This is a genomic window from Pantoea sp. CFSAN033090 (assembly GCF_001264395.1).
Classification (GTDB): domain Bacteria; phylum Pseudomonadota; class Gammaproteobacteria; order Enterobacterales; family Enterobacteriaceae; genus Pantoea; species Pantoea agglomerans.
In genome coordinates this window covers 348,440-371,803 of sequence record NZ_LGYX01000004.1, presented here as the reverse complement: position 1 = coordinate 371,803, position 23,364 = coordinate 348,440, and the positions used below count along the sequence as shown (strand labels likewise).

The following is a 23,364-nucleotide window of genomic DNA, read 5'->3' as shown; positions in this document are numbered from 1 at the left end:
CAAGCCGGGGTTTTTTTATGCCTGCGATTCTGCCCGCCAGCGGACAGAGGATAATTAACCTCCCCTCCTCGCTTATCAGGAATCAGGAAAGTGCGTGTGTGCGTGTGTGCGTGTGTGCGTGTGTGCGTGAAAGCGTGAAAGCGTGAAAGCGTGAAAGCGTGAAAGCGTGAAAGCAAGACTGACATGCGAGCTGACTGTCGCTGTAAATCAACCCGGTTTAATTTCTATGGTTCCCGCCACCGGCTGAATCGCAGGCAAAAAAATCCCACCCTCCTTAAGCGGGAGGGTGGGAAAAAGTAAGCGCATCCGGTTAAAGTACGCTCAAAATTTCAGGTCAGACTACGAGTTCATCTGGAACAGCGACATCTTAGACATATCGGTAAAGGTCTTATAGGACGCCTGTAATGCCGTCTGCTGCATGGTGTAGTTAGAAGCTGCTTCGGTTAAATCCACGTTAACCAGGTCACTCATCTGCGAGCTGTAAATCACACTACGGTCATCGCCCTGGGCATTCAGCGTATCGATCTCACCAAGCTGGGTACCAATCTCTGAACGCACGGTTAAGACATTATTCAGCGAGTTACCCAGGCCACGGTTGGTTTTATCCATCGCCGCCTGGAAGGTCTGTTTGGTTGCGGCGTCAGCATCATCCTGCGGCACTTTCAGTGCAGCAATGGCGCTATCCAGCATCTTAAACACATTCGTTTCGCTGGCACTGCCATCCGGCTCTTTGGTGGCATTGCCAGAGATCGCCATAAAGATATTGTCACCGGTATGGCCCACGGTCATGGTACGGCTGGTATCGACCTTCTGAGTGATCGCCTCAGTGCCGCCTGCGTAGCCGACGCCGGTGCCTGCCGCATCCACAAATGGCGCACTGTCAGTTTTATAACCGGCAAAAATATAGCGGCCATTGGCATCCTGGCTGTTTGCCTGGTTCAGCAACTGGGCACGGATACCCTCCAGCTGGGTAGCAATCGAACCACGGTCATCGTCGCTCAGCGTACCGGTTGAACCGTTGACGATCAGCCCTTGCGCAGCAATGATCCCATCGGTAACGCCTTTCAGCGTATTCTCTTCCAGTGAGAGACCCTGCTCGGCAAAGGTACGCGCCAGCGCATACTGCTTGCCCTGCTGCTGGGTTTGTGACAACACGACAGCACGAGACGCGGCAATCGGATCGTCCGAAGGATTATTCACACGGCGGCCGCTGGAGAGCTCCTGGCCTGATTTCAGCCAGGAGGCCTGTGAGTCAGTGATGCCACGCACCTGCTGCTCAAAAATCATATTTGTACTGATTCGCATGTTATCTCCTGCCCTTAGCGAATATTGATCAATGCATTAAACACGGTGCTGGCAGTCTGCAGCACCTGCGCATTGGCCATGTAATATTGCTGATATTTGGTCAGGTTGGCGTACTCCTCATCGAGGTTTACCCCAGAGACCGATTGCTGGCGCTGGGTCAGCTGACTGACCACGCTTTTCTGAGTGGTGCTGGTGGTTTCCAGTGAACTGGTTTTGTTACCCACACTACTGACGATGGTGGCGTAGGCCTGAGACAACGTGGCGTTGCCGCCGACCAGTTTCACATCCTGCAGATTCAGCAGTTTTTGCGCATTACGGTTATCACTCTCACCGCCGACAGCACCCGCGGCGGCCACCTGCGATTCACTGGTGATCGCGACTGACATATCGTTGATGGCGTTCTGGACCGGCTTCACCAGGAAACTGTCTTTGGCAGCAGGTGCAGGCGTGCCGGCGACGGTCAGTTTCAGACCGTCAAAGCTCAGCGTGGTGTTGCCACTGGCATCGGTACCTGGCGTGATGGTAACGGCCGTACTGTCTGAGGCGCGGGTCGCGGTCCAGTTATTGCCGTCATAACTCACGGTGTAATTGGATGCTTTCAGTGCACTGGTATCGGTCCACTCAGCGGTGACGGACGCGGCGGTGCTGTTTTTACTGTTGCCCACCACGATCGGGCTGCCGATATTAAAGAAATCGACGCCCTGATTGCCTTTGCTATCGAAGCCCTGCTTGTGAACATCGTTGAAACTGGTGGTAAACGCCGCCGCTAACTGACCCAGCTGGTTCTGTGCCAGATCCAGATCCTGAGTACGGAACGCCAGCAGACCGCCCAGCGAACCGGTGGTGATCAGCTTCTCCGGGATCTCGACGTTGCCCGCCTGCTTATCGACATAGCCGATGGTAGTGCGTGTCGGATCGCTGCTGGAAGGCATCGCCACCAGATCGTGAGATTTGTCGCCGTTTACCAGCGTCAGGCCATTGGCCATCGCGACCGTGTAACCGCCATCCTGCTGCGATACCGTCACACCAACCACGTTATTCAGGGTATTCACCAGCTGATCGCGCTTATCGAGCAGATCGTTAGGTGCGGCACCGTTTGCCGTGCTCAGTTTGCCAATCTGTTTATTGAGATCGGCAATCTGGCTGGTAATGGTATTGACCTGCTTGATGCTGGAATCGACATCGGCGTTGACGCTGTTCTGCATATTATTCAGGTATTGCGCTGACGTCTGGAACTGACTGACCAGCCCCTGCGCATTGCTGAGCATCGACTGACGCGCCGACGGATCGTTGGCGTTGCTGACCACGTTCTGCAGGTTAGTAAAGAAGCCCTGCAGCGAGGTCGACAGGCTGGTAGTCGAAGTCGACAGCAGATCGTCAATGTTAGAAATCTGGCTGTGCTGGGTGCTTACCGCGCTGTAGTTCGCGCTGGAACCGCGCAGCTGCGTAGCAATAAACGCATCATATTCACGTTGTACACCGGTGATATTCACGCCGTTACCATAATAGCTATTGCCCTGCAGGGTACTGTTCGCCTGCGCCAGTACCGTGGTCTGACGTGAATAGCCCGCCACGGTGTAATTGGAAATGTTGTTACTCGTGGTGCTCAGAGCGGCCTGCGCGGCACTCAATCCGCTCATCGCGGAGTTAATTATGCTGGACATCTCGGTTCCTTACGTTCCCCGTCAACCGGGCTGGCAGACATCAAAGTGGGCGCCAGCAGGCGAAAACGCTTCTGGCTATAGGGATGTTATCGGCTTGCTAAAGTGAAACTTGAGGCGCAATGATCAGAACAGGTCGCCCATATCCTGACTGTAAGCTTTGACGACTTTGTCGCCCATACTTTTGAATTGCTGAATCATTCCCACCAGCTTTTGCGCATATTTTGGATCGGTGGCATAACCGGCCGCCTGTAAGGCCTGCGCACCCTGCTCTGCACTTGAGGCGTTCGTCACCGCCGCATAGCGTGGGTTTTTGGTCAGGAGTTTGACGTAGTCGGTCAGCGCCTCGAAATAGGAGTTATAGACGCGGAAGCTGGCACGCACTTTCTTCGCTTCGCCCTGCTCATATTCGGTGGTCATGATATCGGTGGTGTCACCTTTCCAGTCGCCGCTGGCTTTAATTCCGAACACGTTGTAGCTCGGTTTGCCGTCGCGGGTCAGGATCTGACGCTGGCCCCATCCCGACTCCAGCGCAGCCTGCGCCAGAATCAGGTGATGAGGAATGCCACTCTGCTGGCTGGCAGCCTGCGCCGGCTGCGTCAGCTGGGCGATAAACTCGCGGCTGTCACTGGGCAGACCCGTCGGTGAAGCGACCGGCGGCAGACGCGGCATTGCCTTACGCACAATCTGCTCCAGCTGCTGCGCCGGCAGTGGTGTTGCCCCGCTGGTGCTGAGAATAAAGCTGTTATCCAGCTTCATCGGCACCGTACCGGCTTTTTCATCCGGCGCGGTGGCGGGCTGCATCTGTTTGACGATGGTTTCCGCCAGGCCCAGGCCGCGCTTCCCCATCTCCTGTGCAATCTGCTGATCATACATAGAGGTAAAGAGTTTGGTCTGCTCGTTGCCCATAATGCCGTCCTGCGGCAACGCCTCGCGCATACTCTTCAGCATCATCTGTACAAACATCCCTTCGACCTGACGCGCCACCTGCAACGCTTGTCCTTTCGGATCGTTGCTGGCCTGGCGTTTCAGTTCATTCAGGGAACGGCTGTCGAAAGCCGAACTCGTCAGAGATTGCATATCAGCCATCAGATAATTTCCAGTTTGGCACGCAGACAGCCGGCACTCTGCATCGACTGCAGAATTGACATCAGTTCGATAGGTGACGCACCCAGCGCATTCAGCGCACGCACCACGTTGTTCAGGTTGGCGCTGGCGTTGACGCGTTGCAGCGCACCGCCGGTCTGGCGCAGATCGATCTGAGTCTGCGTCGTCGCCACGGTCTGACCACCGGCCAGTGGGGTATCAGGCTGACTGACGTTCTGCTGCTGGTTAACCGTCACCGACAGGTTGCCCTGCGCCACCGCACACTGATTCAGCGTCACTTCACGGTTCATTACCACCGAACCGGTACGGGAGTTGATGATGACTTTGGCATCTTCAACCGGGATCGACACATTAATGTTCTGGATCTCAGCCAGCAGACGTACCTGCGCACCATTATTAGGCGATACGCGGATCTGCACGGTACGGGCATCCAGCGGCTGCGCTGCGCCGTAACCGCCACGGGCGTTAATGGCATCAGCAATTCGCTGCGCCATCGAGAAATCTTCGCTGTTAAGCTGCAGGTTAATGGTGTTCTGCGTACCAAAGTTGCTCTGCAGTTCACGCTCAACGGTTGCACCGCCGGTGATACGGCCACCGTTCAGCTGGTTAACCTGAACACTGCTGCCGCCCGCTGACGCACCCGCGCCACCGACCAGGATATTACCCTGCGCCAGCGCATAAACCTGGTTATCGACGCCTTTCATCGGCGTCATTAACAGCGTGCCGCCGCGCAGGCTTTTGGCGTTACCCAGCGACGAGACCACCACATCCAGGTTCTGTCCCTGACGGGCAAACGAGGGCAGTTTAGCGGTGACCATGACGGCCGCCACGTTCTTCAGCTGCATGTTGGTTCCGGTGGGAACGGTAATACCAAGCTGTGACAGCATGTTGCTCACTGTCTGGGTAGTAAATGGCGTCTGGGTGGTCTGGTCACCGGTGCCATCCAGGCCCACGACCAGGCCGTAGCCCAGCAGCTGGTTATCACGAACGCCCTGTACCGTGGTTAAATCACGAATCAAATCGGCTTTTGCCAGCAGGCTGACGCCCAGCAGCAGCGCCAGCCCGGCGCGTAACAGCGTTAACTTTTTCATTGAAACCTCTTACATCGGCGAGATGTTCAGGAAGAAACGCTGGAACCAACCCATGGTCTGCGCCTCATTGATGTAACCATTTCCGACGTACTCAATACGTGCATCGGCGACAGCGGTAGATAACACGGCGTTACTGGCGCTGATGGTGCGTGGGTTGACCACGCCCGAGAAGCGAATGAACTCCGTGCCCTGATTAATGGCGATCTGTTTTTCACCGACCACGTGCAGGTTGCCGTTTGACAACACCTGATCCACGGTGACGGTAATGGTGCCGGTAAAGGTGTTATTGGCGGATGCGCCGCCTTTACCTGCGAAATCATTTTTGCCTTCGGCGCTGAGGTTGGCTTTTTCACCACCTGCACCCACCAGGCCTGCCAGACCGGTCGGCACCGCGCTCACACCAAAGCTGTTGCTGCCATCGCGGCTGGCATTGGCTGAGGAGCTCTTGCTGGCGCTGACGTTTTCCTGCAGCGTAATGGTCAGGGTATCGCCAATGTTGCGTGGACGGCGATCTTCAAACAGCGGCTGATAGCCGTAGTTAAGCGGCGCGACGCCCTGGAATATAGAGCCGTTGACCACCGGTGGCGCGGACGGCATTGGTTGCGCTGTAGTTGCACCTTCGACCAGCGGGGTACGCGGGACCAGGGCACATCCGTTGAGAGTTAGCAGCAACGAGGCGACTAACCAATGTCCAGGCTTGAGAATCTGTTGCTTCGCCACGGCGTCACGACCTTATTAATGTCTGTCATTCAGGCCAGCACGGGCTGGCCCTGTTCGGGATTAAAGCTGAGTTAATTTCGCCAGCATCTGATCAGAGGTACTGATCGCCTTGCTGTTGATTTCGTAGGCGCGCTGCGTCTGGATCATGGTGACCAGCTCTTCCGCTACGTTAACGTTTGAGGTTTCGGTATAGCCCTGATAGAGCAGACCCGCGCCGTTCTGGCCTGGCGTGCTGTCCGTCGGAGCGCCCGATGCCTGCGTTTCCTTGTAGAGGTTTTCACCCACGCTATCGAGACCGGCGTCATTCATAAAGGTGCTCAGGGTTAACTGACCGACCTGCGCGGCCTGGGCCTGTCCCTGCTGCGTTACGCTGACCACACCGTCACGCGACACCGTAATGCTGGTGGCGTTAGCCGGAATGGTAATGCCTGGCTGTACCGGGAAACCGGAGTTGGTCACCAGCTGGCCGTTCTGATCAACCTGAAACGCGCCGTCACGGGTATAAGCAGAGGTGCCATCCGGCATCTGAATCTGAAAATAACCCTGGCCGTTAATGGCGATATCTTTTGAGTTGCTGGTCTGCGACAGGTTGCCCTGCGTATGCAGACGTTCAGTGGTCACCGGACGTACACCGGTACCGATCTGCAAACCCGATGGCAGCGTTGTCTGTTCTGATGACTGGGTGCCCGGCTGGCGCATGGTCTGGTACATCAGATCTTCGAACACGGCACGTGAACGCTTAAAGCCGTTGGTGCTGACGTTTGCCAGGTTGTTGGCAATGACGTCCATGTTCATCTGCTGCGCATCAAGACCGGTCTTAGCGATCCATAAAGAACGAATCATGTTGTTATCCTCGTGCCTTAGCCCATGCTCAGGAGCTGGTTGGCTTTTTGTTCATTTTCGTCGACGTTGGTGATGACTTTCATCTGCATCTCAAAACGTCGGGCGTTGGCGATCATATCGACCATGGTTTCTACCGGTTTGACGTTGCTGCCTTCCAGCACGCCAGGCATCACCTGCATGGTGGCATCAGCCTGCAGCGCGGCACCGCGGGTCGCCTGCGTCGACGCAGTAGGCCGGAACATGCCGTCATCACTGCGCTGCAGCTCCTGCCCGGTTGCCCTGACCAGCTTCAGCTTGCCCAGCTGAACCGTGGCGTTCGGTGAATCACCGGCATTCAGCCCGGTGATCGAGCCGTCGGCTGCAATGGTGATTTCAGTGCCCTGCGGGATCACAATCGGACCGCCATCGCCCATCACAGGATTGCCCTGAACCGTCAGCGTACCGGTCGGACTGATTTGCATATTGCCGTTGCGGGTATAGGCTTCGCTGCCGTCAGCGGTACGCACCGCCAGCCAGCCATCCTGCTGCACCGCCACATCGAGCGGACGCTCGGTGTAATCCATCGCGCCCTGACTCATGTCGGCGCCCGGTGTCGAGGCGGCGACCAGCGTACGGGTTGGCAGCGACCAGCCACTCACCGGCACGGCGCGCAGCGCATTCAGCTGCGCACGAAAACCCGGTGTAGAGGCGTTGGCGAGGTTGCTGGCGGTAACCGCCTGCTGATCCAGCGTCTGGCTGGCCGCGCCCATCGCGGTATATATCGCGTGATCCATATGGCAATCCTGTTAGCGAATTAACGTAAGTTAACCAGCGTGTTGAGAATCTGGTCCTGAGTTTTGATGGTCTGCGCATTCGCCTGATAGTTACGCTGCGCGACGATCATGTTCACCAGCTCTTTACTCATGTCGACGTTGGAAGATTCCAGTGCGCCAGCTGTCAGTGAACCAAAGGTGCCGGTATTCGCCAGACCGACTGCCGCCTGACCGGATGCACTTGAGGCAGACCAGACGTTGTCACCCTGAGACTGCAGACCTTCCGGGTTAGAGAAGCTCGCCAGGACAATCTGACCCAGCAGCTGGGTTTTCTGGTTTGAGTAGCTGCCAGTGATGGTGCCGTCATCATTGATCGCGTAGCTGGTCAGATCGCCAGGTGCATAACCATCCTGGGTCGGGCTGCCAAAAGTGGTGCTGCCGGTGTTCTGCTGCAGGCTGCCCAGCATGCTCAGGTTGATTGGCTGATTGGCGACTGCGCCATTCGCTCCGCCCACGTTCAGCGTCAGGCCGACGGTGCCATCGGTCGTCGTGCTGACGACAGCGCCGGTGGCATCCAGCTTAGAGACGCTGGTCAGCTTACCGCTGGTGTCAAACGCCATTCTGAAGTCACCCGCTGAACTGCCGGTGTTGCCATCAATGGTACGCACGGTCCAGCTGTTGCTGGTGGTGTCTTTCACGAAATACATGTCGAGCGCGTGGTCATTACCCTGCGAGTCGAACACGGTTGCCGTGGTTTTCTTGTTGTAGCTGTCTGCGTTCGCCGTCGAGAAGGTAGCCACAGATGGCGTTGTATCCGTTGAGTTCAGGTTGGCAACCAGACCGGCGGTAGTGGTCGCGCGGGCTGACATCTGCTCGGTAGGAATACGCAGCGCCACCGGGTTAGCACCTGCCTGGATAGTGGCCGGTGAACCGCTGGCCGGATAGCCGGTCACGTTCAGACCCTGGGTATTGACCAGGTTACGGTTGGCATCCAGTGTTAACTGACCATTGCGTGAATAGAAGACGCCGCCGCTGCTGTCGGTCATACGGAAGAAACCGTTACCGCTCAGCGCAACGTCCAGGCCACGGCTGGTCGTGGTGGTGGCGCCGTCGTTAAAGTTCTGGATTACCGCAGCAACTTTGGTACCGAGGCCGACGTTAGAACCGGCAAACATATCGGCAAACGCGATGGTGCTCGATTTAAAGCCCGCAGTGGCGGAGTTGGCAATGTTGTTACCGATGACATCAAGGTTACTTGAAGCAGCACCAAGGCCGCTGACCGCTTGGGAAAATGACATGTGTTTGTTTCCTGTCTACAGGTTAATCAGAGAATCTGACGTACGTCGTCAAGGGTGGCGGAGCCCATGGTGCCGAGATCCAGTTTTGTGGTGTTGTTCGCAGTACTCACCCCATTGACGTAGGCGTAGTTAAGCGGTTGTGCCACCAGTTGTGTGTTGCCATTGCTTGCGGCAATCGCAACGCTGTATTTACCATCCGGGGCGACAGAGCCATCTGTCAGCTTGCCGTCCCACGAGAAGGTGTGCACGCCAGCGCTCAGCGCGCCCAGATCGACGGTGTCGATCACCGTGCCACTGGCATCTTTAATGGTGGCCGATGTGCCGGTTGAGGCGGAGGCCAGCTCAACGCCAAATGGCGTTGTGGTGCCGTTGCCTACCAGAACCTGTCCGCCATTGACCATCACGCCATGCCCAATCAGCGTGGAGCTCTGCAGCGACTGGCTGGTGCTGATCTGGCCGGAGATCGATCCCAGCGTGGTATTCAGTTTTTCAATGCCGCTCAGGGTATTGATCTGTGCCAGCTGCGTGGTGAGCTGGCTGTTATCCATTGGATTGGTGGGATCCTGGTTCTTTAACTGCGTCACCAGCATGGTCAGGAACTGATTCTGCAGATCCTGCGCATTGTTGCCGGTGCCACTGGTGTTAGAGGAGCTAAGGACCGTGGGGTCCAGTCTTTCGTTAACGCCTACCGCGATAGCCATAATTTTTCTCCGTTATTGCCCGATCGTCAGGGTTTTCATCATCATCGACTTCACGGTGTTGAGCACTTCGACGTTGGCCTGGTAGCTGCGTGACGCCGACATGGTGTTGACGCTTTCAGAGACCACATCCACGTTCGGCATCTTCACGTAGCCTTTGGCATCTGCCATCGGATTGCCCGGGTCATAGACCAGCTTGGCAGGTGTAGGGTCATCCACGACTCTTGCCACTTTCACGCCGCCGGTGGCTGAGCCTGGTGCTGCATCGGTCTGGAAAACCACCTGCTTTGCCACGTAAGGCTTGCCATCGGGGCCGGTGACGCTGTCGGCGTTCGCCAGGTTACTGGCACTGACGTTTAATCGCTGTGATTGCGCGGTCATCGCTGAACCGGCAATGTCAAAAATATTCAGCAAGGCCATAATTATTGTCCTTGTAACACGCTCATCATGCCTTTGATCTGGCTACTGATGAGGGTGAGGTCGGTTTGATATTTCAGGCTGTTATCCGCGAACTGCGTACGCTCACGGTCCATATCTACGGTGTTGCCGTCGGCAGAAGGCTGGTCAGGAATGCGATAAAGCATATCCATCGATGGCACGCCGTTTGTCTGTGCTTCAATGTGGCGAGCTGACGTGACTTTTAACGCCATGCTGCTGCCTTCCGCACGACCATTGGACATCACCCGACTCAGCTCGCTGGCAAAGTCGATATCCCGGGCCTGATAACCAGGGGTATCGGCGTTGGCAATATTTGACGCCAGGATCTCCTGACGTTGAGCACGCAGGTTGAGGGCCTCCGTACCAAATTTCAGCGCCGCATCCAGTTTGTCGAGCATGTTTCCTCCGCGTATGAGAATTTCGAGCTCGCAGCTTAATTTGAAAATGCAAGGGGTCATCGTCTGAATAAGGCCTCAAATGACCGCTATTTTGACAATTAAGGATTTTTCTTAAGGGGTACACTCGTCGCCATCATCAGTGAGGAAATGCACAATGCGTCGATATCTGACCCTGCTGACCAGCCTGCTGGTCGCGATCGCCCTGCCGGTTTCCGCCGGGGATCTCAATGCACAACTGAATCAATTTTTTAAAGCGCGTGACGCCCAGCATGCTGATGGCATGGTCGTGGTGGTACGCACGCCGCAGGAACAGTGGCCAGCCTGTGAGGCGCCACAGTTCACCCTGCCCGGCAACAGCCGGTTGTGGGGCAATATGAGCGTGGCGGCAAACTGTGGTGAGAACCGCCGTTATATTCAGGTACAGGTGCAGGTCACCGGTTCCTATCTGGTGGCGAACCGGCTGCTGAGCCAGGGCAGTAGCGTGAGCGAGAGTGATTTCACTCTGCAGACCGGCCGCCTTGATACTCTGCCCGCCCGCGCCCTGCTGAATGCGGACTCGGTGGCAGACGCCGTGGTGCTGCGCGATATCCAGCCAGGACAGCCGATTAATCCCTCCACGCTGCGTCAGCCGTGGCGTGTCAAGGCGGGTCAGAATGTGATGGTGATTGCCAGCGGTGACGGCTTTGACGCCAGCGGTGAGGGCAAGGCGCTGAATAACGCCGCCCGATCGCAGTCGGTCCGGGTCAGGATGGGAAATGGCCAGATTGTCAGCGGTAAGGTACGCGAGGATGGGAATATTCTTATAACGCTGTAAAGTGTTAAAGAAGCCAGTAGTGCTGCCGATAGAAGAATCAACGAAGCGATAACGCTATTCTGATTCAGGTGGCAGACTTCCCCTGACCGTACAGGAGCCCGAACATGAGCATTGACAGAACGCAACCTCTGAAACCCGCCAGCACCGTACAGAGCCGCGATAGCAGTGAGTCCGGCAGCAGCAAAGTGCGCCAGAGCGCCAGCCCGGTGGCAGCAGCCACGACCCCTGCAGCAGCCCAGGTCAGCCTGAGCAGCGCGCAGTCGCAGCTGATGCAGCCGAGCAGCAAAGATATTAACGTCGAGCGCGTTGAACAACTGAAAACCGCCATTCGTAATGGCGAACTGAAGATGGATACCGGCAAAATCGCCGATGCGCTGATTGCCGACACCAAGGCGTATTTAGAGGGTAATTAGTTCCCATGAGTAATTTGCAGACCACCTTAGATAAGATGCAGGACGTGCTGGCGTCGCTCTCAGCCGTGCTGGAAGAAGAGCAGCAGCAGCTGGCAGCCGGAAACATTAACAGTAATCTGTTGCAGCGTATTACCGAAGATAAAAGCGCGCTGCTCAGTACGCTGAACTATCTGGATGAGATGCGCCGCACCGCTGAACAGAGTCAGGCGACATCGGCACCTTATCGTGGTCAGAACGACATGGCGCGCCGCTGGGACACTATCCAGCAGCACAGCCGTCGTCTGCAGGATGCCAATGTTCATAACGGCCTGCTGCTGCAACACCAGATCCGCTACACCCAGGATGCGCTTGACGTGCTGAAGCCGCATCAGACCCAGGCCTTTTACGGCCCGGATGGGATGGGTAAAGGCCAGGCGACGTTAAGTCGCAAAGCCTGAACCGGAAAGTAGCGAAAAAAAATCCCGCCTGGTGCGGGATTTTTTATTGGTGCGTTTTTTCCTTCACCATGATGAGCTTTAAAATTGAGCCTGCACAGGGAACAGGGGCAGATCGGAAAGACGCTAAAGCCAATCCCTGGCCGCTCGGCCCGCGCGATTACGCACCTCATCCCTGAGGTGCGCCCGTTGCCGGGCCAACGCGTTGCGTTGTTCAAAAACGCTCCCGGCGTTTTTGTCCATGGCGCGGGACGCTTTCCTCCTCTGCCCCTGTTCCCTGCGCGTTGAATTTATTTATTGCGGCAAGCTTTACACAGCGGTGCGACGCGCATAGTCGCGCAGCCGGAAGCCCAGCAGCCCCAGCGCCAGGAAGTAGGCTCCGCCGCCCACACCACAGACCGCGGCCAGGCGCAGCAGCCGCCACAGCATCGATCCCTGCTCCCAGGCTGGCATCCACTGCAGCATGGCAAACAGCGCGCCTGCCATCACCACTACGGCTATCAGCAGGCGGATCAGGAAGCTGCTCCAGCCCGGCTGCGGCATAAAGATATTCTTCTTACGCAGCTGCCAGTAGAGCAAAGACGCATTCAGACAGGCTGCCAGCCCAATCGACAGTGACAGACCGGCGTGTTTCAGCGGACCAATAAACGCCAGGTTCATTACCTGCGTCATGATCAGCGTGATAATCGCGATTTTAACCGGCGTTTTGATGTCCTGACGGGAATAGAAGCCCGGAGCCAGCACTTTGACCACGATCAGCCCCATCAGTCCGACGGAGTAGGCGATCAGGGCGCGCTGCGTCATCAGAGCATCAAAGGCAGTGAATTTACCGTACTGGAACAGCGCCACGGTCAGCGGGCCGGAGAGCATGCCCAGCGCCACCGCGCTGGGAAGCGCCAGCAGAAAACAGAGGCGCAGACCCCAGTCCATCAGCCGGGAATATTCATCATGGTTGCCGCTGGCAAAACTTTTGGCCAGCGACGGCAGCAGAATGGTGCCCAGCGCCACGCCCAGCACACCCGAGGGGAACTCCATCAGGCGGTCCGCGTAGTACATCCAGGAGACCGAACCTGAGACCAGAAACGAGGCGAAGATGGTGTTGATGATCAGCGAGATCTGACTGACAGAAACGCCCAGAATGGCAGGTCCCATCTGACGCATGACCCGCCAGACGCCCGCATCACGCAGATTCAGGCGTGGCAGCACCAGCATCCCGAGCTTCTTCAGGTGTGGCAGCTGATAGCCGAGCTGCAGCACGCCACCTGCTACCACTGCCCAGGCCAGCGCCATTACCGGTGGGTGGAAGTGCGGCGCGGCAAACAGCGCAAAGCCAATCATGCTGACGTTCAGCAGGGTCGGTGCAAAGGCCGGTACCGAGAAGCGGTTCCAGGTGTTCAGCACCGCACCCGCCAGTGACGCCAGCGAAATCAGCATAATGTAGGGAAAGGTCACCCGCAGCAGCGAGCTGGTGAGCGCAAACTTATCGGGACTGTCGGCAAAGCCGGGGGCCGTCACCATGATGACCCAGGGCGCAGCAATCATGCCCGCCACCGTGACCAGCGCCAGCGCCAGCGTCAGCAGGCCCGAGACGTAAGCCAGGAACAGTTTCGTCGCCTCTTCGCCCTGCTTGCTTTTATATTCAGCCAGAATGGGCACGAAGGCCTGAGAAAAGGCGCCTTCAGCAAAAATACGCCGCAGCAGATTGGGAAGTTTAAACGCAACAAAGAACGCATCGGTCGCCATTCCGGCGCCAAACACCCGCGCCACGATGGCATCACGGGCAAAGCCCAGTACGCGGGAAAACAGGGTCATAGAACTGACCGCTGCCAGCGATTTCAACAAATTCATAATTGACGGCGCATCCTGAAAAGAATCGGCAAAAAAGGAGAATTAGCGCGGGCACCCAGAAGATGCCCGGCGACAGTCTACTGCCACGGAGGGAAATGACCAGCACGGAGTGTTACAAGGCGTTATTCCTGCGTCGCCTCACGCCACAATTTTTCCACCACACGCTGCGCCATCAGCGCCTGCTCACCGCTGGTTTCAGGCTTCGTCTGATTTTGTACGCAGTCGATGAAATGGCGAGCCGCACCGCTGAAACCGCGCTGGGTCAGATGACTCTGCCAGGCGGGCGGTGGCGTAATCAGCAGCCCGTCACGCCGTTCTTCCTGCCAGTCGCGCATCTCACTAATGTCGATGCATTTACCTTCACACACTGCGCTGACCCGCTCGCGCTGACTGCCTGCGCGCCGGTGCATGCTGGTGGTAATCGACAAGCCCTCAACAGCGAAATGATGCTCGGCATAGAGCATCTGCCCCTGTTCGTTGGTGTCGATGCGTCCCTGAACCTGACGAAAGGGTTTCCCGCCCAGCCAGAGGGCGGTGTCCACCACATGCAGGTAGTCATCGAGCAGGGTAAAGCGGAGATCCTGTGGCCCGACGCTGTCGCTACGGTGCTTTTCAATCCGCAGAGAAGCGGCGTCCGCCATCTCCGCCCGCAGCTGCTGATAGCGCGGGGCGAACCGCCGGTTAAACGCCACCATCAGTTTACGCTGCCGTTTTTCCGCCAGCGCCACCAGCGCCTCAGCCTGCTCCAGGGTTTCAGCCAGCGGCTTATCGACGCAGACATCCTTTCCTGCCAGCAGCAGCGCCCTGACCACTTCATAGTGCGTGGCGGTGCTGCTGTGGACAAAGACCGCGTCGCAGGCAGCGGCTAATTCATTCAGCGAACCAAAACATGGCATGCGATAGCTGTCACAGAGCGGCCGGGCTTTGGCCTGGTTCGGGGAAAACGCTCCAGCCAGAGTCCAGTCCGTCGCCGCCGACAGCACCGGCAGCCAGGCTTTCTGCGCGATACCGCCTAATCCCACTACGCCAATACGTAAGGTCATCTCAGCTCTCCGGTTGCAGCAGTTGGGTGAGTTGTGCCTGAAGCGCTGCAACCTGCTGTTCCAGCGTTGCGACCCGCGCTGCCAGATCGCCCTGCTCTTCCGACGCGTCTGCGGCCTGCGGCTGGTCAGGCTCATCGCCCAGCAGATGCATAAAGCGACTTTCGCGCCTGCCAGGTTCACGCGGCAGACGGATCACCTGAGCACTGTCGTCGCGCTGCATCAATCCTTCCAGCGTTTGCTCAACTTCACTGACATCACTGAACTCGTGCAGACGACCGCTGCGGGTACGCAGTTCGCCTGGCGTCTGGGGCCCGCGCAGTAACAGCAGCGTCAGCAGAGCAACTTCTGCGCTGTTAAGCTTTAGCGTGCCAAACGCGGAGTTGCAGAAACGCTGCTCATATTTCACGACCCGCTGCCCGGCGGCGCTGCTGGCGGTAATCAGATGCCGTTTTTCCAGCTGATCGAGCTGATCCTGCACCTCACTTTCGCTCAGCTCCATCACTGGCTCGCGGTTCGATTTCTGGTTACAGGCCACCACCACGCCATTCAGCGACAGCGGATACTGTTCCGGCGTGGTGACCTGCTTCTCCAGCAGGCAGCCCAGCACGCGCATCGCCTGCGCCGATAAAGTCATCTTCATGCTCGCATCCTCATTATTATCCACGCCGGTCAGGCGTCCATTCCCGCAGGGTTAAGGCTGTCAGTACGTGATCCTGCCAGCGTCCGTCGATCAGCAGATAATCTTTCGCGTAACCCTCTTTCTCAAAACCGAGTCGCGCCAGCAGATCGCCGCTGCGCTGGTTGTGCGGCATGTAGTTAGCCATGATGCGGTGAATATGCTGCTGGCGCTGCATATAGCGGATTGCCACCTGCAACGCTTCGAACATGAACCCCTGCCCCTGCCACTTTTCACCCAGTGAATAGCCGAGGTAACAGGCATGAAAGGATCCGCGCAACACATTGCTGAAGTTCGCCACTCCCCTCACTTCGGTTTCATCGCTGTCCATTAAAATGAAATAGAAGGCCGAACCCTGCTTATGCATGTCGGAAATCAGCCCAAGCCGCGCCTGCCAGCCCGAGGGGTAGCAGTGGCTGTCATCACGCACCGGCTCCCACGGTTTTAAAAACAGGCGGTTTTCCGCGTAGTAATCTGCCATTCGCCAGGCATCACGCTCGTGAACCAGACGGACCACCAGCCGATCGGTGGTTAATCGCACCCTGGGCGCGGCAGAACGATAGCCAAACATCCTGACTCCTGAAATCAATGGCTGATAGAGATGAGCCGTCATTACCCGGCTTTCACTATAACCGCCGCCTGGGCTGCGGTAAAACGTTACAGCGGTTTAGCGATAAAGAGGCTGATTTTGCTCGGGTCGCACCGCGGATAACCCCTGCTGCAGGCAGCATTAGCAGCGGATCCTGCAGCGCGCCTGACAGGCAGGTTTGCCCTGTGGAGTAATCTCTTCCATACTTTTTACGAGCCCGAAAGCAGGATGAATTGATTCACTCTGTTAAACACTAAACCTGTAAAATCCGGGAGATCAGGATGAAGCTCTATATCTACGACCACTGCCCTTTCTGCGTTAAAGCGCGAATGATTTTTGGCCTGAAAAACAAACCGGTTGAGCTGGTGGTAATGCTCAACGACGATGAAGAGACGCCGAAACGACTGATCGGACAGAAAATGGCGCCCATTCTGCAGAAGCAGGATGGCAGCGCGATGCCTGAGAGCATGGAGATCGTACACTATGTCGATCAGCAGGATGGCGAGCCGCTGATCATCGGCGCGCTGAATCCGGCGATCGGCGACTGGCTGCGTCACATGAACAGCTATGTTAATAAACTGCTGCTGCCGCGCATTGCAGAGGCGGCGTTTGCCGAATTCGCGACGCCGGAGGCGCGTGACTATTTCCGCAACAAAAAGCAGGCGAGCATCGGTGATTTCGACACGCTGAAAAGTCATTCTGCCGGCCTGATCAAAAACGTCAGCGACGATCTGCGCAAGCTGGACAAATTAATCGTCCAGCCCAATGCGGTGAATGGCGAGCTGTCCGAAGATGATTTTAATCTCTTCCCGCTGCTGCGCTCTCTGACGCTGGTGGCCGGTATTGACTGGCCGAGCCGGGTCGCTGACTACCGCGATAACATGGCTAAACAGACCCAGGTGAATCTGCTCTCCTCGATAGCTCACTAACCCCTCCCGATGAGAGACGCTGCGGCGTTTCTCATCTCTTTCCTGATGACACCCGCTACGCATTCAGGCAGGCTATGGCCTGTTTATTGGCTCTGATATTCAGGATAAAGATCGATGAAAAAGGCTTTTTTCGGGCTGACTGCCCTGTTGATCGCGCTGCTGGTGAGCGGCTGTAATCAACTGACGCAATACACCATCAGCGAACAGGAAGTAAACCAGGCGCTGCAGAAACACAACAATTATGAGAAAGATATTGGCGTTTCCGGGCTGGTTAATGCGCACATCGTCCTGAACAACCTGACCAGTCAGATTGGCCGTGAAGAGCCAGGTAAAGTGACGCTCTCTGGCAATGCTAAAATCAATGTGACGTCACTGTTTGGTCCGCAGCAGGCCGATATGCAACTGAAGATGCGTGCTCAGCCGGTCTATGACCAGCAGCAGGGTGCAATCTATCTGCGCGATCTGGAAATTGTTGATGCGCAGGTTGCTCCGGAAAAAATGGCCTCCATTATGAAAACGCTGACGCCTTATCTGAATCAGTCGCTGAAAAACTACTTTGATCAAAAGCCGGCTTACGTGCTCAGCGCCGACCGCAGCAAAGGCGAGTCGCTGGCGAAGAAATTTGCCAAAGGACTGGAAGTGAAACCTGGCGAACTGGTTATTCCCTTTACGCAGTAATGCCAGTCAGTTAAGCGACAGGTGACAACGCAGTCTGGTGCCGCTCAGGGGCTGGCGGTCCTCGCGCCGCTGCGCGGTTCCTTCACTTCATTCGCCTGCCTGACGGACCGCCGGGGATGGCACATCCTGTGCCGCCCCGCCTTTCGCCCGCGTCCTGCGGGCTCTCCTGGCAGACTCATTCTGTTCAGCGCTGCGGATTGCCTGCTCCTGAGCGGCACCGGCCTGCTCTGAAACTTCAGTGAATGTTGTCAGAAAGGGCACGAAAGTGGAGGCCTGAGCGCCTCTGCTGCTGAAAGGGCTATCCGCAGCGCTGAGGCGTGACGGTGGGCCAGAAGTCCACGCCGGGAAGCGTGGACAGTTCGGGGCCGGCCAGGGAGGGCCGATCCCCGAACGGTTCGTCGGCACGACGTCAAAGCCGAAGGTACCGCGTGAGCGGCGCGAGGACGGCCCGGCAGCAGCAGAGGTGCTCTGGCCCGCACTGCGGCTCGCTCGCCCGGAAAAAAAGGCTGCCACGTCTGACCGTGACAGCCTTTACAAATCTAATCATAACTGACCAGCATTACCCTGTTGGGCAGCGGATTTTCTTTGACAGCATAAAAAGCAGGTGCAAACGGTTGCCTGAATCCTTATGCTTAGACCCCGGCCAAAACACGCCTTTTGTTTCCCTTCTGCCGGAGCTTCACTGATGACAGCACAACCTCAGCAACTTACCCTGCGTCGCCCTGACGACTGGCATATTCATCTGCGCGACGATGAGATGCTCAACACGGTCCTGCCCTATACCAGCGCGGTGAATGGTCGTGCCATTGTGATGCCTAACCTGGTGCCACCGGTGACCAGCGTGGCAGCAGGTGAAGCGTACCGCGATCGCATCCTGGCGGCGCTGCCCGCCGATCACGCCTTTACGCCGCTGATGACCTGCTATCTGACCGACTCGCTTGATCCTGATGAGCTTGAGCGCGGTTTCACCTCCGGTCTGTTTACCGCGGCTAAGCTTTATCCGGCGCACGCTACGACGAACTCCAGCCATGGCGTTACCGATATCGCCTCCATTGCCCGCGTGCTGGAGCGGATGCAGAAGCTCGGTATGCCTCTGCTGATCCACGGCGAAGTCACCGATGCGCATGTCGACATTTTTGACCGCGAAGCCCGATTTATCGAAACGGTTATGGTGCCGCTGCGCAGCCAGTTTCCGGCACTGAAAGTGGTGATGGAGCACATTACCACTCAGGACGCCGCAGAATATGTTGCCGCCGCCGATGAGACGCTGGGCGCGACCATTACCCCGCAGCATTTGATGTTTAACCGCAATCACATGCTGGTGGGCGGTATTCGTCCGCACCTCTATTGCCTGCCGATTCTTAAACGCAACGTGCATCAGGAAGCATTGCGCAAATTAGTGGCGAGTGGTCATCCGCGCGTGTTCCTCGGCACCGACACAGCACCGCATCTGCGTCATCTCAAAGAGGCCAGTTGCGGCTGCGCGGGGGTATTTAATGCGCCAGTGTCGTTACCCGCTTACGCCACCGTTTTTGAAGAGCTGAACGCGCTGGAACATTTTGAAGCGTTCTGTTCGGAGAATGGCCCGCGTTTTTACGGCCTGCCGCTGAATGAAGGGACGATTACCCTGGTGCGTGAGTCCTGGCAGGTGCCAGAGTCCATCGCGCTCGGCAGCCATTCACTGGTGCCGTTCCTGGCGGGTGAAACACTGAACTGGCGCATCGCATAATTTTACTTGCCTCCGGCCTGCTGATACTGTAAATATATACAGCATCTTAAACGGAGGCTGTTATGCGTGTTGAAATTACCGTATCAAATACCCGACCTCTTCCTGCTGGTGCGATAGAAGCGTTGAGCGATGAATTATCGCGCCGCATTGATGAACAGTTCCCTGACTCGACCAATCACGTCAAGGTACGTTATGCCAGTGCCAATAATCTCAGCGTGCTGGGCGGTGGAAAAGAGACGCGCGACCAGATCAGCGAGATCCTGCAGCAGACGTGGGAAAGCGCTGACGACTGGTTCAATACTGATTAACCGCCACTGTGCTTTTTTTCCGGGTGTCGCCACCCGGTTTTTTTATCTTTTCTCCCCTCTCGCACTTACCCCGTCCTGCATCTAGACTCTTAATGATCAATGCCCTATCCTTGCGCTCGTCACGCATAACAGGAGGTGCGACACCATGACTACTGATAAACCGGAAGAGGCGATGACCTTTGGTGAGTTGTTAGCACTGATTGGTGATCAGAAGCGTCGTTTAACGGTGCTGGAAAATGCCTTTTCCAGTCTGATTTTCTGTCTTGACGATCGTGCCAGTCAGCTACTGGTACACAATCTGTCGCTGGAAGCCCAAAATCAAAACCATGATGAGCAGCTTCAGCAGCACTTTGCCCGTCTGGCAGAAACACTGCAAAAACGCGGCGGCGGCGTAGTGCCAGAAACGCCGGCTCTCTGAGTCCGCTCACGCGGCTAAGCCCGCTTTTTGCCTGTCTTTTGACTGCTGATAAAAATGCCTGCCCGTCAGGCATTTTATTTTTTTACGCCCGCCTTTCAAACGCAAATATTCTGTGAGAAGCTGACTCACGGCATTTTTTAAACAGTGATACCCTCGTTTACTGTTATAATTGTTTCGCTATTGGAATAAAAAAGCCGCATTGAACCTCATCATGCACTTCGTTTAACGAGTAATAAGGAGGTTATAATGGACAGAAGAAAAGATGTTATACAGACTCACCCACTGGTGGGCTGGGATATCAGTACCGTTGACAGCTATGACGCCATGATGATCCGCCTGCACTCGTTGTCGTCGCAGGATCAAAAAGAAGAAGAAGCGGATGTTGGCCCGACATACTGGCTGACAACGGATGTGGCAAGGCAATTTATCTCGATCCTCGAAGCAGGCATCGCCAAGATAGAATCAGCCGAGCAGATAGAACGACTCCTCAAAAAGCATTAATTTCTGCCGCATCAAAGAGGCGCCCTCAGGGGTGCCTTTTTCGTTTCTGTTTCTGGTATGCTTTTGATTATCTGTCTCTTAGAGCGTAGTTACCATGATTTATGATCTTATCGTCGTTGGCAGCGGTTCCGTGGGCGCGGCGGCAGGCTACTATGCCACCCAGGCGGGTTTATCGGTGTTAATGATCGACAGCGCCCATCCTCCCCATAATCAGGGCACACATCATGGCGAGAGCCGGCTGATTCGTCACGCCTATGGTGAAGGTGAACGCTATGTTCCCCTGGTCCTGCGGGCGCAAACGCTATGGGATGAGCTGGAACAGCGTGCCGGTGAGCGCATCATGCATCGCAGTGGCGTACTTAACCTCGCCCCGAATCAGTCGCCGTTTATTCAGAACGTCATCGACAGCGCGACCCGCTGGCAGCTCAATATTGAGGTGATGCAGCCTGATGACGTGCGCAAGCGCTGGCCACAAATCAATGTGCCTGAGGGCTATCTGGGCGTATTTGAGCCGCAGTCTGGCTATCTGAAATGTGAACAGGCGGTACGCAGCTGGATCCAGCTGGCGGAGCAGGCGGGCTGCGCGCAGCTGTTTAACTGCCCGGTTTCAGAGCTGGGTCGCGATGGCGATCTGCAGCAGGTCACTACCCTGGATGGCGTCTATCGGGGCCGCAAAATGTTGATCAGTGCGGGCACATGGGTTGGCAAATTAGTTCCAGACCTGCCGGTCGCGCCCACCCGTAAGGTGTTCGCCTGGTATCAGGCAGATGGCCGCTACAGTGAGAACAATAAGTTTCCCGGTTTTACGGTGGAAATGGGCGATGGCAGCCAGTTTTATGGCTTCCCGGCGGATAACAACGCCCTGAAAGTGGGTCGTCATGATGGCGGTCAGCTGATGCAGCGGCCTGAGGATCGTAAGCCTTTTGGCGCGGTGGCGGCCGATGGCAGCGAAGCTTTTGGATTCCTCCGTCAGTTTTTACCTGGCGTCGGTGTCTGTCTGCATGGCGAAGCCTGCAGCTACGATTTTAGCCCGGATGAGGACTTTATAATTGATACCCTGCCGGGTGAACCAGACCGCTTGTTAATTACCGGGCTCAGTGGACACGGGTTTAAATTCGCCAGCGTATTGGGCGAACTGGCTGCAGAATTTGCCCAGCAAAAACCGTTCTCTTTTGATCTGACACCCTTCCGCCTCTCACGTTTCTGACTCTGATAAAGGGTGGTATCAGCCTGATGCCGCCCGACTGACAGACTTTGACGAAAATTGACTATTACTGACATAAAGTCAGAATATATTTCGCCCTTTTGGTTAATTCCGGCTCTTTTTAGTTGACGACCAGCGCCTCACAAATAACTTATTCAGTAATATTGCGCATTTCACACCTGGTTTATTCAACCTTTTCACAATATAAAATTAAAGTTATAGAAGCGTAAGGATGATTGCTTTTATATTTCATAATGTGGATGCTTATTTCAGATTATTACTTCATGAAAACCCCATTATGTTATTACGTAATTCATCTCATCAGTTTGGCCTGGTTGCCGTGCTGCTGCACTGGTCGATGGCGCTGGCGATTTACGCCATGTTTGCGCTGGGATTATGGATGGTCGGCCTCGGCTATTACGACAGCTGGTATCACGACGCGCCTGAGATCCATAAAAGCATCGGCGTGATCCTGTTGCTGACGCTGATCATTCGCCTGCTGTGGCGCGTTATTTCACCGCCGCCAAAACCGCTTAGCAGTTATTCCCCGCTGGTACGCATCAGTTCGGTGGTGGCCCACCTGTTACTGTATACCCTGCTGCTGGCGATTCTGATCAGCGGCTATCTGATCTCCACCGCCGATGGCAAACCCATCTCAGTATTCAGCTGGTTCACCCTGCCCGCGCTGTTCAGCGGTGCTGGCGAACAGGCTGATCTTGCGGGCGACATTCACCTCTGGCTGGCCTGGACGGTTGTGGTCCTGTCACTGCTGCATGGGCTGGCTGCGGTAAAACATCACTTTATCGATCGCGATATCACCTTAAAACGGATGTCGGGTTTGCGTTTCACCTCTCCCTCTGAAAAGGATAAATAATATGTTTAAAAAGACCCTGCTGGCGATGACCGGTGCCAGTCTGCTGCTCGGCTCACTCACCGCCTCTGCCGCTGACTACAAAATCGATAAAGAGGGCCAGCACGCCTTTATTCAGTTCCGTATCCAGCATCTGGGTTACAGCTGGCTCTACGGCACCTTTAAGGATTTTGATGGCCGCTTTACCTTTGATGAGAAGAATCCTGCCGCAGATAAAGTCGACGTCACCATTAACACCAGCAGCATCGATACTAACCATGCTGAACGTGACAAGCACCTGCGCAGTGCCGACTTCCTGAACACCAGCAAAAACCCGCAGGCCACGTTCAAATCCACAGCGGTGGAAAAAGAGGGTGATGAGCTGAAGATTACTGGCGATCTTACGCTGAATGGCGTGACCAAACCGGTAACGCTCGAGGCGAAAATGCTGGGTGAAGGTAAAGATCCGTGGGGCGGCTACCGCGCTGGCTTTGAGGCTGAAGGGGAAATTGCACTGAAAGATTTCAACATCACCAAAGATCTGGGGCCAGCTTCGCAGAAGGTTCAGCTGATGATTTCGGTTGAGGGTGTACGCCAGTAAAACAGCAAGCCGCCTGAA

Annotated in this window: 27 protein-coding genes; 12 read left to right on the top strand and 15 right to left on the bottom strand. The window is 56.1% G+C overall.

What is annotated here, in order from left to right:
• Positions 1-339: 339 nt before the first annotated feature.
• From flgL to flgB, 11 genes are all read right to left on the bottom strand, one after another.
• Positions 340-1,305: a flagellar hook-associated protein FlgL gene (gene flgL, locus AFL22_RS05180; RefSeq protein WP_022625873.1), complete on the bottom strand. Its 966-nt coding sequence runs from the start codon at positions 1,303-1,305 to the stop codon at positions 340-342.
• A 14-nt stretch (positions 1,306-1,319) separates the two neighbouring features.
• Positions 1,320-2,969: a flagellar hook-associated protein FlgK gene (flgK, locus tag AFL22_RS05175; RefSeq protein ID WP_010669846.1), complete on the bottom strand. Its 1,650-nt coding sequence runs from the start codon at positions 2,967-2,969 to the stop codon at positions 1,320-1,322.
• 123 nt (positions 2,970-3,092) lie between these two features.
• On the bottom strand, positions 3,093-4,055 hold the full coding sequence (gene flgJ / locus AFL22_RS05170) for a flagellar assembly peptidoglycan hydrolase FlgJ (RefSeq protein WP_010246357.1): 963 nt from the start codon (positions 4,053-4,055) through the stop codon (positions 3,093-3,095).
• Complete coding sequence (locus AFL22_RS05165) at positions 4,055-5,164, bottom strand: flagellar basal body P-ring protein FlgI (protein ID WP_010669845.1); 1,110 nt, start codon at positions 5,162-5,164, stop codon at positions 4,055-4,057. The genes flgJ and AFL22_RS05165 overlap by 1 nt, the downstream gene beginning before the upstream one ends.
• Before the next feature lie 9 nt (positions 5,165-5,173).
• Positions 5,174-5,884 (bottom strand): flagellar basal body L-ring protein FlgH, encoded by a 711-nt coding sequence (locus AFL22_RS05160; RefSeq protein WP_029518984.1) that lies wholly within the window; start codon positions 5,882-5,884, stop codon positions 5,174-5,176.
• Between the two features lie 60 nt (positions 5,885-5,944).
• A complete protein-coding gene (flgG, locus tag AFL22_RS05155) occupies positions 5,945-6,727 on the bottom strand; it encodes a flagellar basal-body rod protein FlgG (protein ID WP_003849881.1) in 783 nt (260 codons plus the stop codon).
• A 17-nt stretch (positions 6,728-6,744) separates the two neighbouring features.
• A complete protein-coding gene (locus AFL22_RS05150) occupies positions 6,745-7,500 on the bottom strand; it encodes a flagellar basal body rod protein FlgF (protein WP_010669843.1) in 756 nt (251 codons plus the stop codon).
• A gap of 20 nt (positions 7,501-7,520) precedes the next feature.
• Entirely contained in the window at positions 7,521-8,777 is a 1,257-nt protein-coding gene (gene flgE, locus AFL22_RS05145) for a flagellar hook protein FlgE (RefSeq protein ID WP_052270904.1), read from the bottom strand.
• 26 nt (positions 8,778-8,803) lie between these two features.
• Positions 8,804-9,478, bottom strand: coding sequence for a flagellar hook assembly protein FlgD (gene flgD / locus AFL22_RS05140; RefSeq protein ID WP_010669841.1), 675 nt, complete (start codon positions 9,476-9,478; stop codon positions 8,804-8,806).
• Positions 9,479-9,490: 12 nt separating this feature from the next.
• On the bottom strand, positions 9,491-9,895 hold the full coding sequence (gene flgC / locus AFL22_RS05135; RefSeq protein WP_013357440.1) for a flagellar basal body rod protein FlgC: 405 nt from the start codon (positions 9,893-9,895) through the stop codon (positions 9,491-9,493).
• Between the two features lie 2 nt (positions 9,896-9,897).
• A complete protein-coding gene (flgB, locus tag AFL22_RS05130) occupies positions 9,898-10,311 on the bottom strand; it encodes a flagellar basal body rod protein FlgB (RefSeq protein ID WP_009090882.1) in 414 nt (137 codons plus the stop codon).
• Between the two features lie 154 nt (positions 10,312-10,465).
• Between flgB and flgA the strand changes: the two genes are divergently transcribed.
• The 3 genes from flgA (at position 10,466) to flgN (ending at position 11,975) form a co-directional block, all read left to right on the top strand.
• Positions 10,466-11,125, top strand: coding sequence for a flagellar basal body P-ring formation chaperone FlgA (gene flgA / locus AFL22_RS05125; RefSeq protein ID WP_010246373.1), 660 nt, complete (start codon positions 10,466-10,468; stop codon positions 11,123-11,125).
• Between the two features lie 104 nt (positions 11,126-11,229).
• Complete coding sequence (flgM, locus tag AFL22_RS05120; RefSeq protein ID WP_010246375.1) at positions 11,230-11,538, top strand: flagellar biosynthesis anti-sigma factor FlgM; 309 nt, start codon at positions 11,230-11,232, stop codon at positions 11,536-11,538.
• A 5-nt stretch (positions 11,539-11,543) separates the two neighbouring features.
• Positions 11,544-11,975, top strand: coding sequence for a flagellar export chaperone FlgN (flgN, locus tag AFL22_RS05115; protein ID WP_010246377.1), 432 nt, complete (start codon positions 11,544-11,546; stop codon positions 11,973-11,975).
• Between the two features lie 306 nt (positions 11,976-12,281).
• Here flgN and murJ read toward each other — a convergent pair whose 3' ends face one another.
• The 4 genes from murJ to rimJ all read right to left on the bottom strand — a co-directional run bounded on the left by murJ (position 12,282) and on the right by rimJ (position 16,110).
• Complete coding sequence (gene murJ / locus AFL22_RS05110) at positions 12,282-13,820, bottom strand: murein biosynthesis integral membrane protein MurJ (RefSeq protein ID WP_010246379.1); 1,539 nt, start codon at positions 13,818-13,820, stop codon at positions 12,282-12,284.
• A gap of 122 nt (positions 13,821-13,942) precedes the next feature.
• Entirely contained in the window at positions 13,943-14,863 is a 921-nt protein-coding gene (locus AFL22_RS05105; RefSeq protein ID WP_052270903.1) for a Gfo/Idh/MocA family oxidoreductase, read from the bottom strand.
• Position 14,864: 1 nt separating this feature from the next.
• Positions 14,865-15,503, bottom strand: a complete 639-nt coding sequence (locus tag AFL22_RS05100) for a DUF480 domain-containing protein (protein WP_052270902.1) — start codon at positions 15,501-15,503, stop codon at positions 14,865-14,867.
• Positions 15,504-15,519: 16 nt separating this feature from the next.
• Positions 15,520-16,110: a ribosomal protein S5-alanine N-acetyltransferase gene (gene rimJ / locus AFL22_RS05095; protein ID WP_010246386.1), complete on the bottom strand. Its 591-nt coding sequence runs from the start codon at positions 16,108-16,110 to the stop codon at positions 15,520-15,522.
• 299 nt (positions 16,111-16,409) lie between these two features.
• Between rimJ and grxB the strand changes: the two genes are divergently transcribed.
• The 9 genes from grxB to AFL22_RS05050 all read left to right on the top strand — a co-directional run bounded on the left by grxB (position 16,410) and on the right by AFL22_RS05050 (position 23,346).
• Positions 16,410-17,057 carry a glutaredoxin 2 gene (grxB, locus tag AFL22_RS05090; protein WP_010246388.1) on the top strand — a complete coding sequence of 216 codons (648 nt, stop codon included), beginning with the start codon at positions 16,410-16,412 and terminating at the stop codon, positions 17,055-17,057.
• Positions 17,058-17,171: 114 nt separating this feature from the next.
• Positions 17,172-17,735, top strand: coding sequence for a lipoprotein (locus AFL22_RS05085; RefSeq protein ID WP_010246390.1), 564 nt, complete (start codon positions 17,172-17,174; stop codon positions 17,733-17,735).
• Positions 17,736-18,420: 685 nt separating this feature from the next.
• A complete protein-coding gene (pyrC, locus tag AFL22_RS05080; RefSeq protein ID WP_033766918.1) occupies positions 18,421-19,464 on the top strand; it encodes a dihydroorotase in 1,044 nt (347 codons plus the stop codon).
• 62 nt (positions 19,465-19,526) lie between these two features.
• On the top strand, positions 19,527-19,772 hold the full coding sequence (dinI, locus tag AFL22_RS05075) for a DNA damage-inducible protein I (RefSeq protein ID WP_010246395.1): 246 nt from the start codon (positions 19,527-19,529) through the stop codon (positions 19,770-19,772).
• 145 nt (positions 19,773-19,917) lie between these two features.
• Complete coding sequence (locus AFL22_RS05070; RefSeq protein WP_010246397.1) at positions 19,918-20,190, top strand: hypothetical protein; 273 nt, start codon at positions 19,918-19,920, stop codon at positions 20,188-20,190.
• Positions 20,191-20,436: 246 nt separating this feature from the next.
• Positions 20,437-20,691 (top strand): biofilm formation regulator BssS, encoded by a 255-nt coding sequence (bssS, locus tag AFL22_RS05065; protein ID WP_010246399.1) that lies wholly within the window; start codon positions 20,437-20,439, stop codon positions 20,689-20,691.
• Between the two features lie 94 nt (positions 20,692-20,785).
• Complete coding sequence (solA, locus tag AFL22_RS05060; RefSeq protein ID WP_052270901.1) at positions 20,786-21,898, top strand: N-methyl-L-tryptophan oxidase; 1,113 nt, start codon at positions 20,786-20,788, stop codon at positions 21,896-21,898.
• 295 nt (positions 21,899-22,193) lie between these two features.
• Positions 22,194-22,769, top strand: coding sequence for a cytochrome b (locus tag AFL22_RS05055; protein WP_052270900.1), 576 nt, complete (start codon positions 22,194-22,196; stop codon positions 22,767-22,769).
• A gap of 1 nt (position 22,770) precedes the next feature.
• A complete protein-coding gene (locus AFL22_RS05050) occupies positions 22,771-23,346 on the top strand; it encodes a YceI family protein (RefSeq protein WP_022625884.1) in 576 nt (191 codons plus the stop codon).
• Positions 23,347-23,364: the final 18 nt, after the last annotated feature.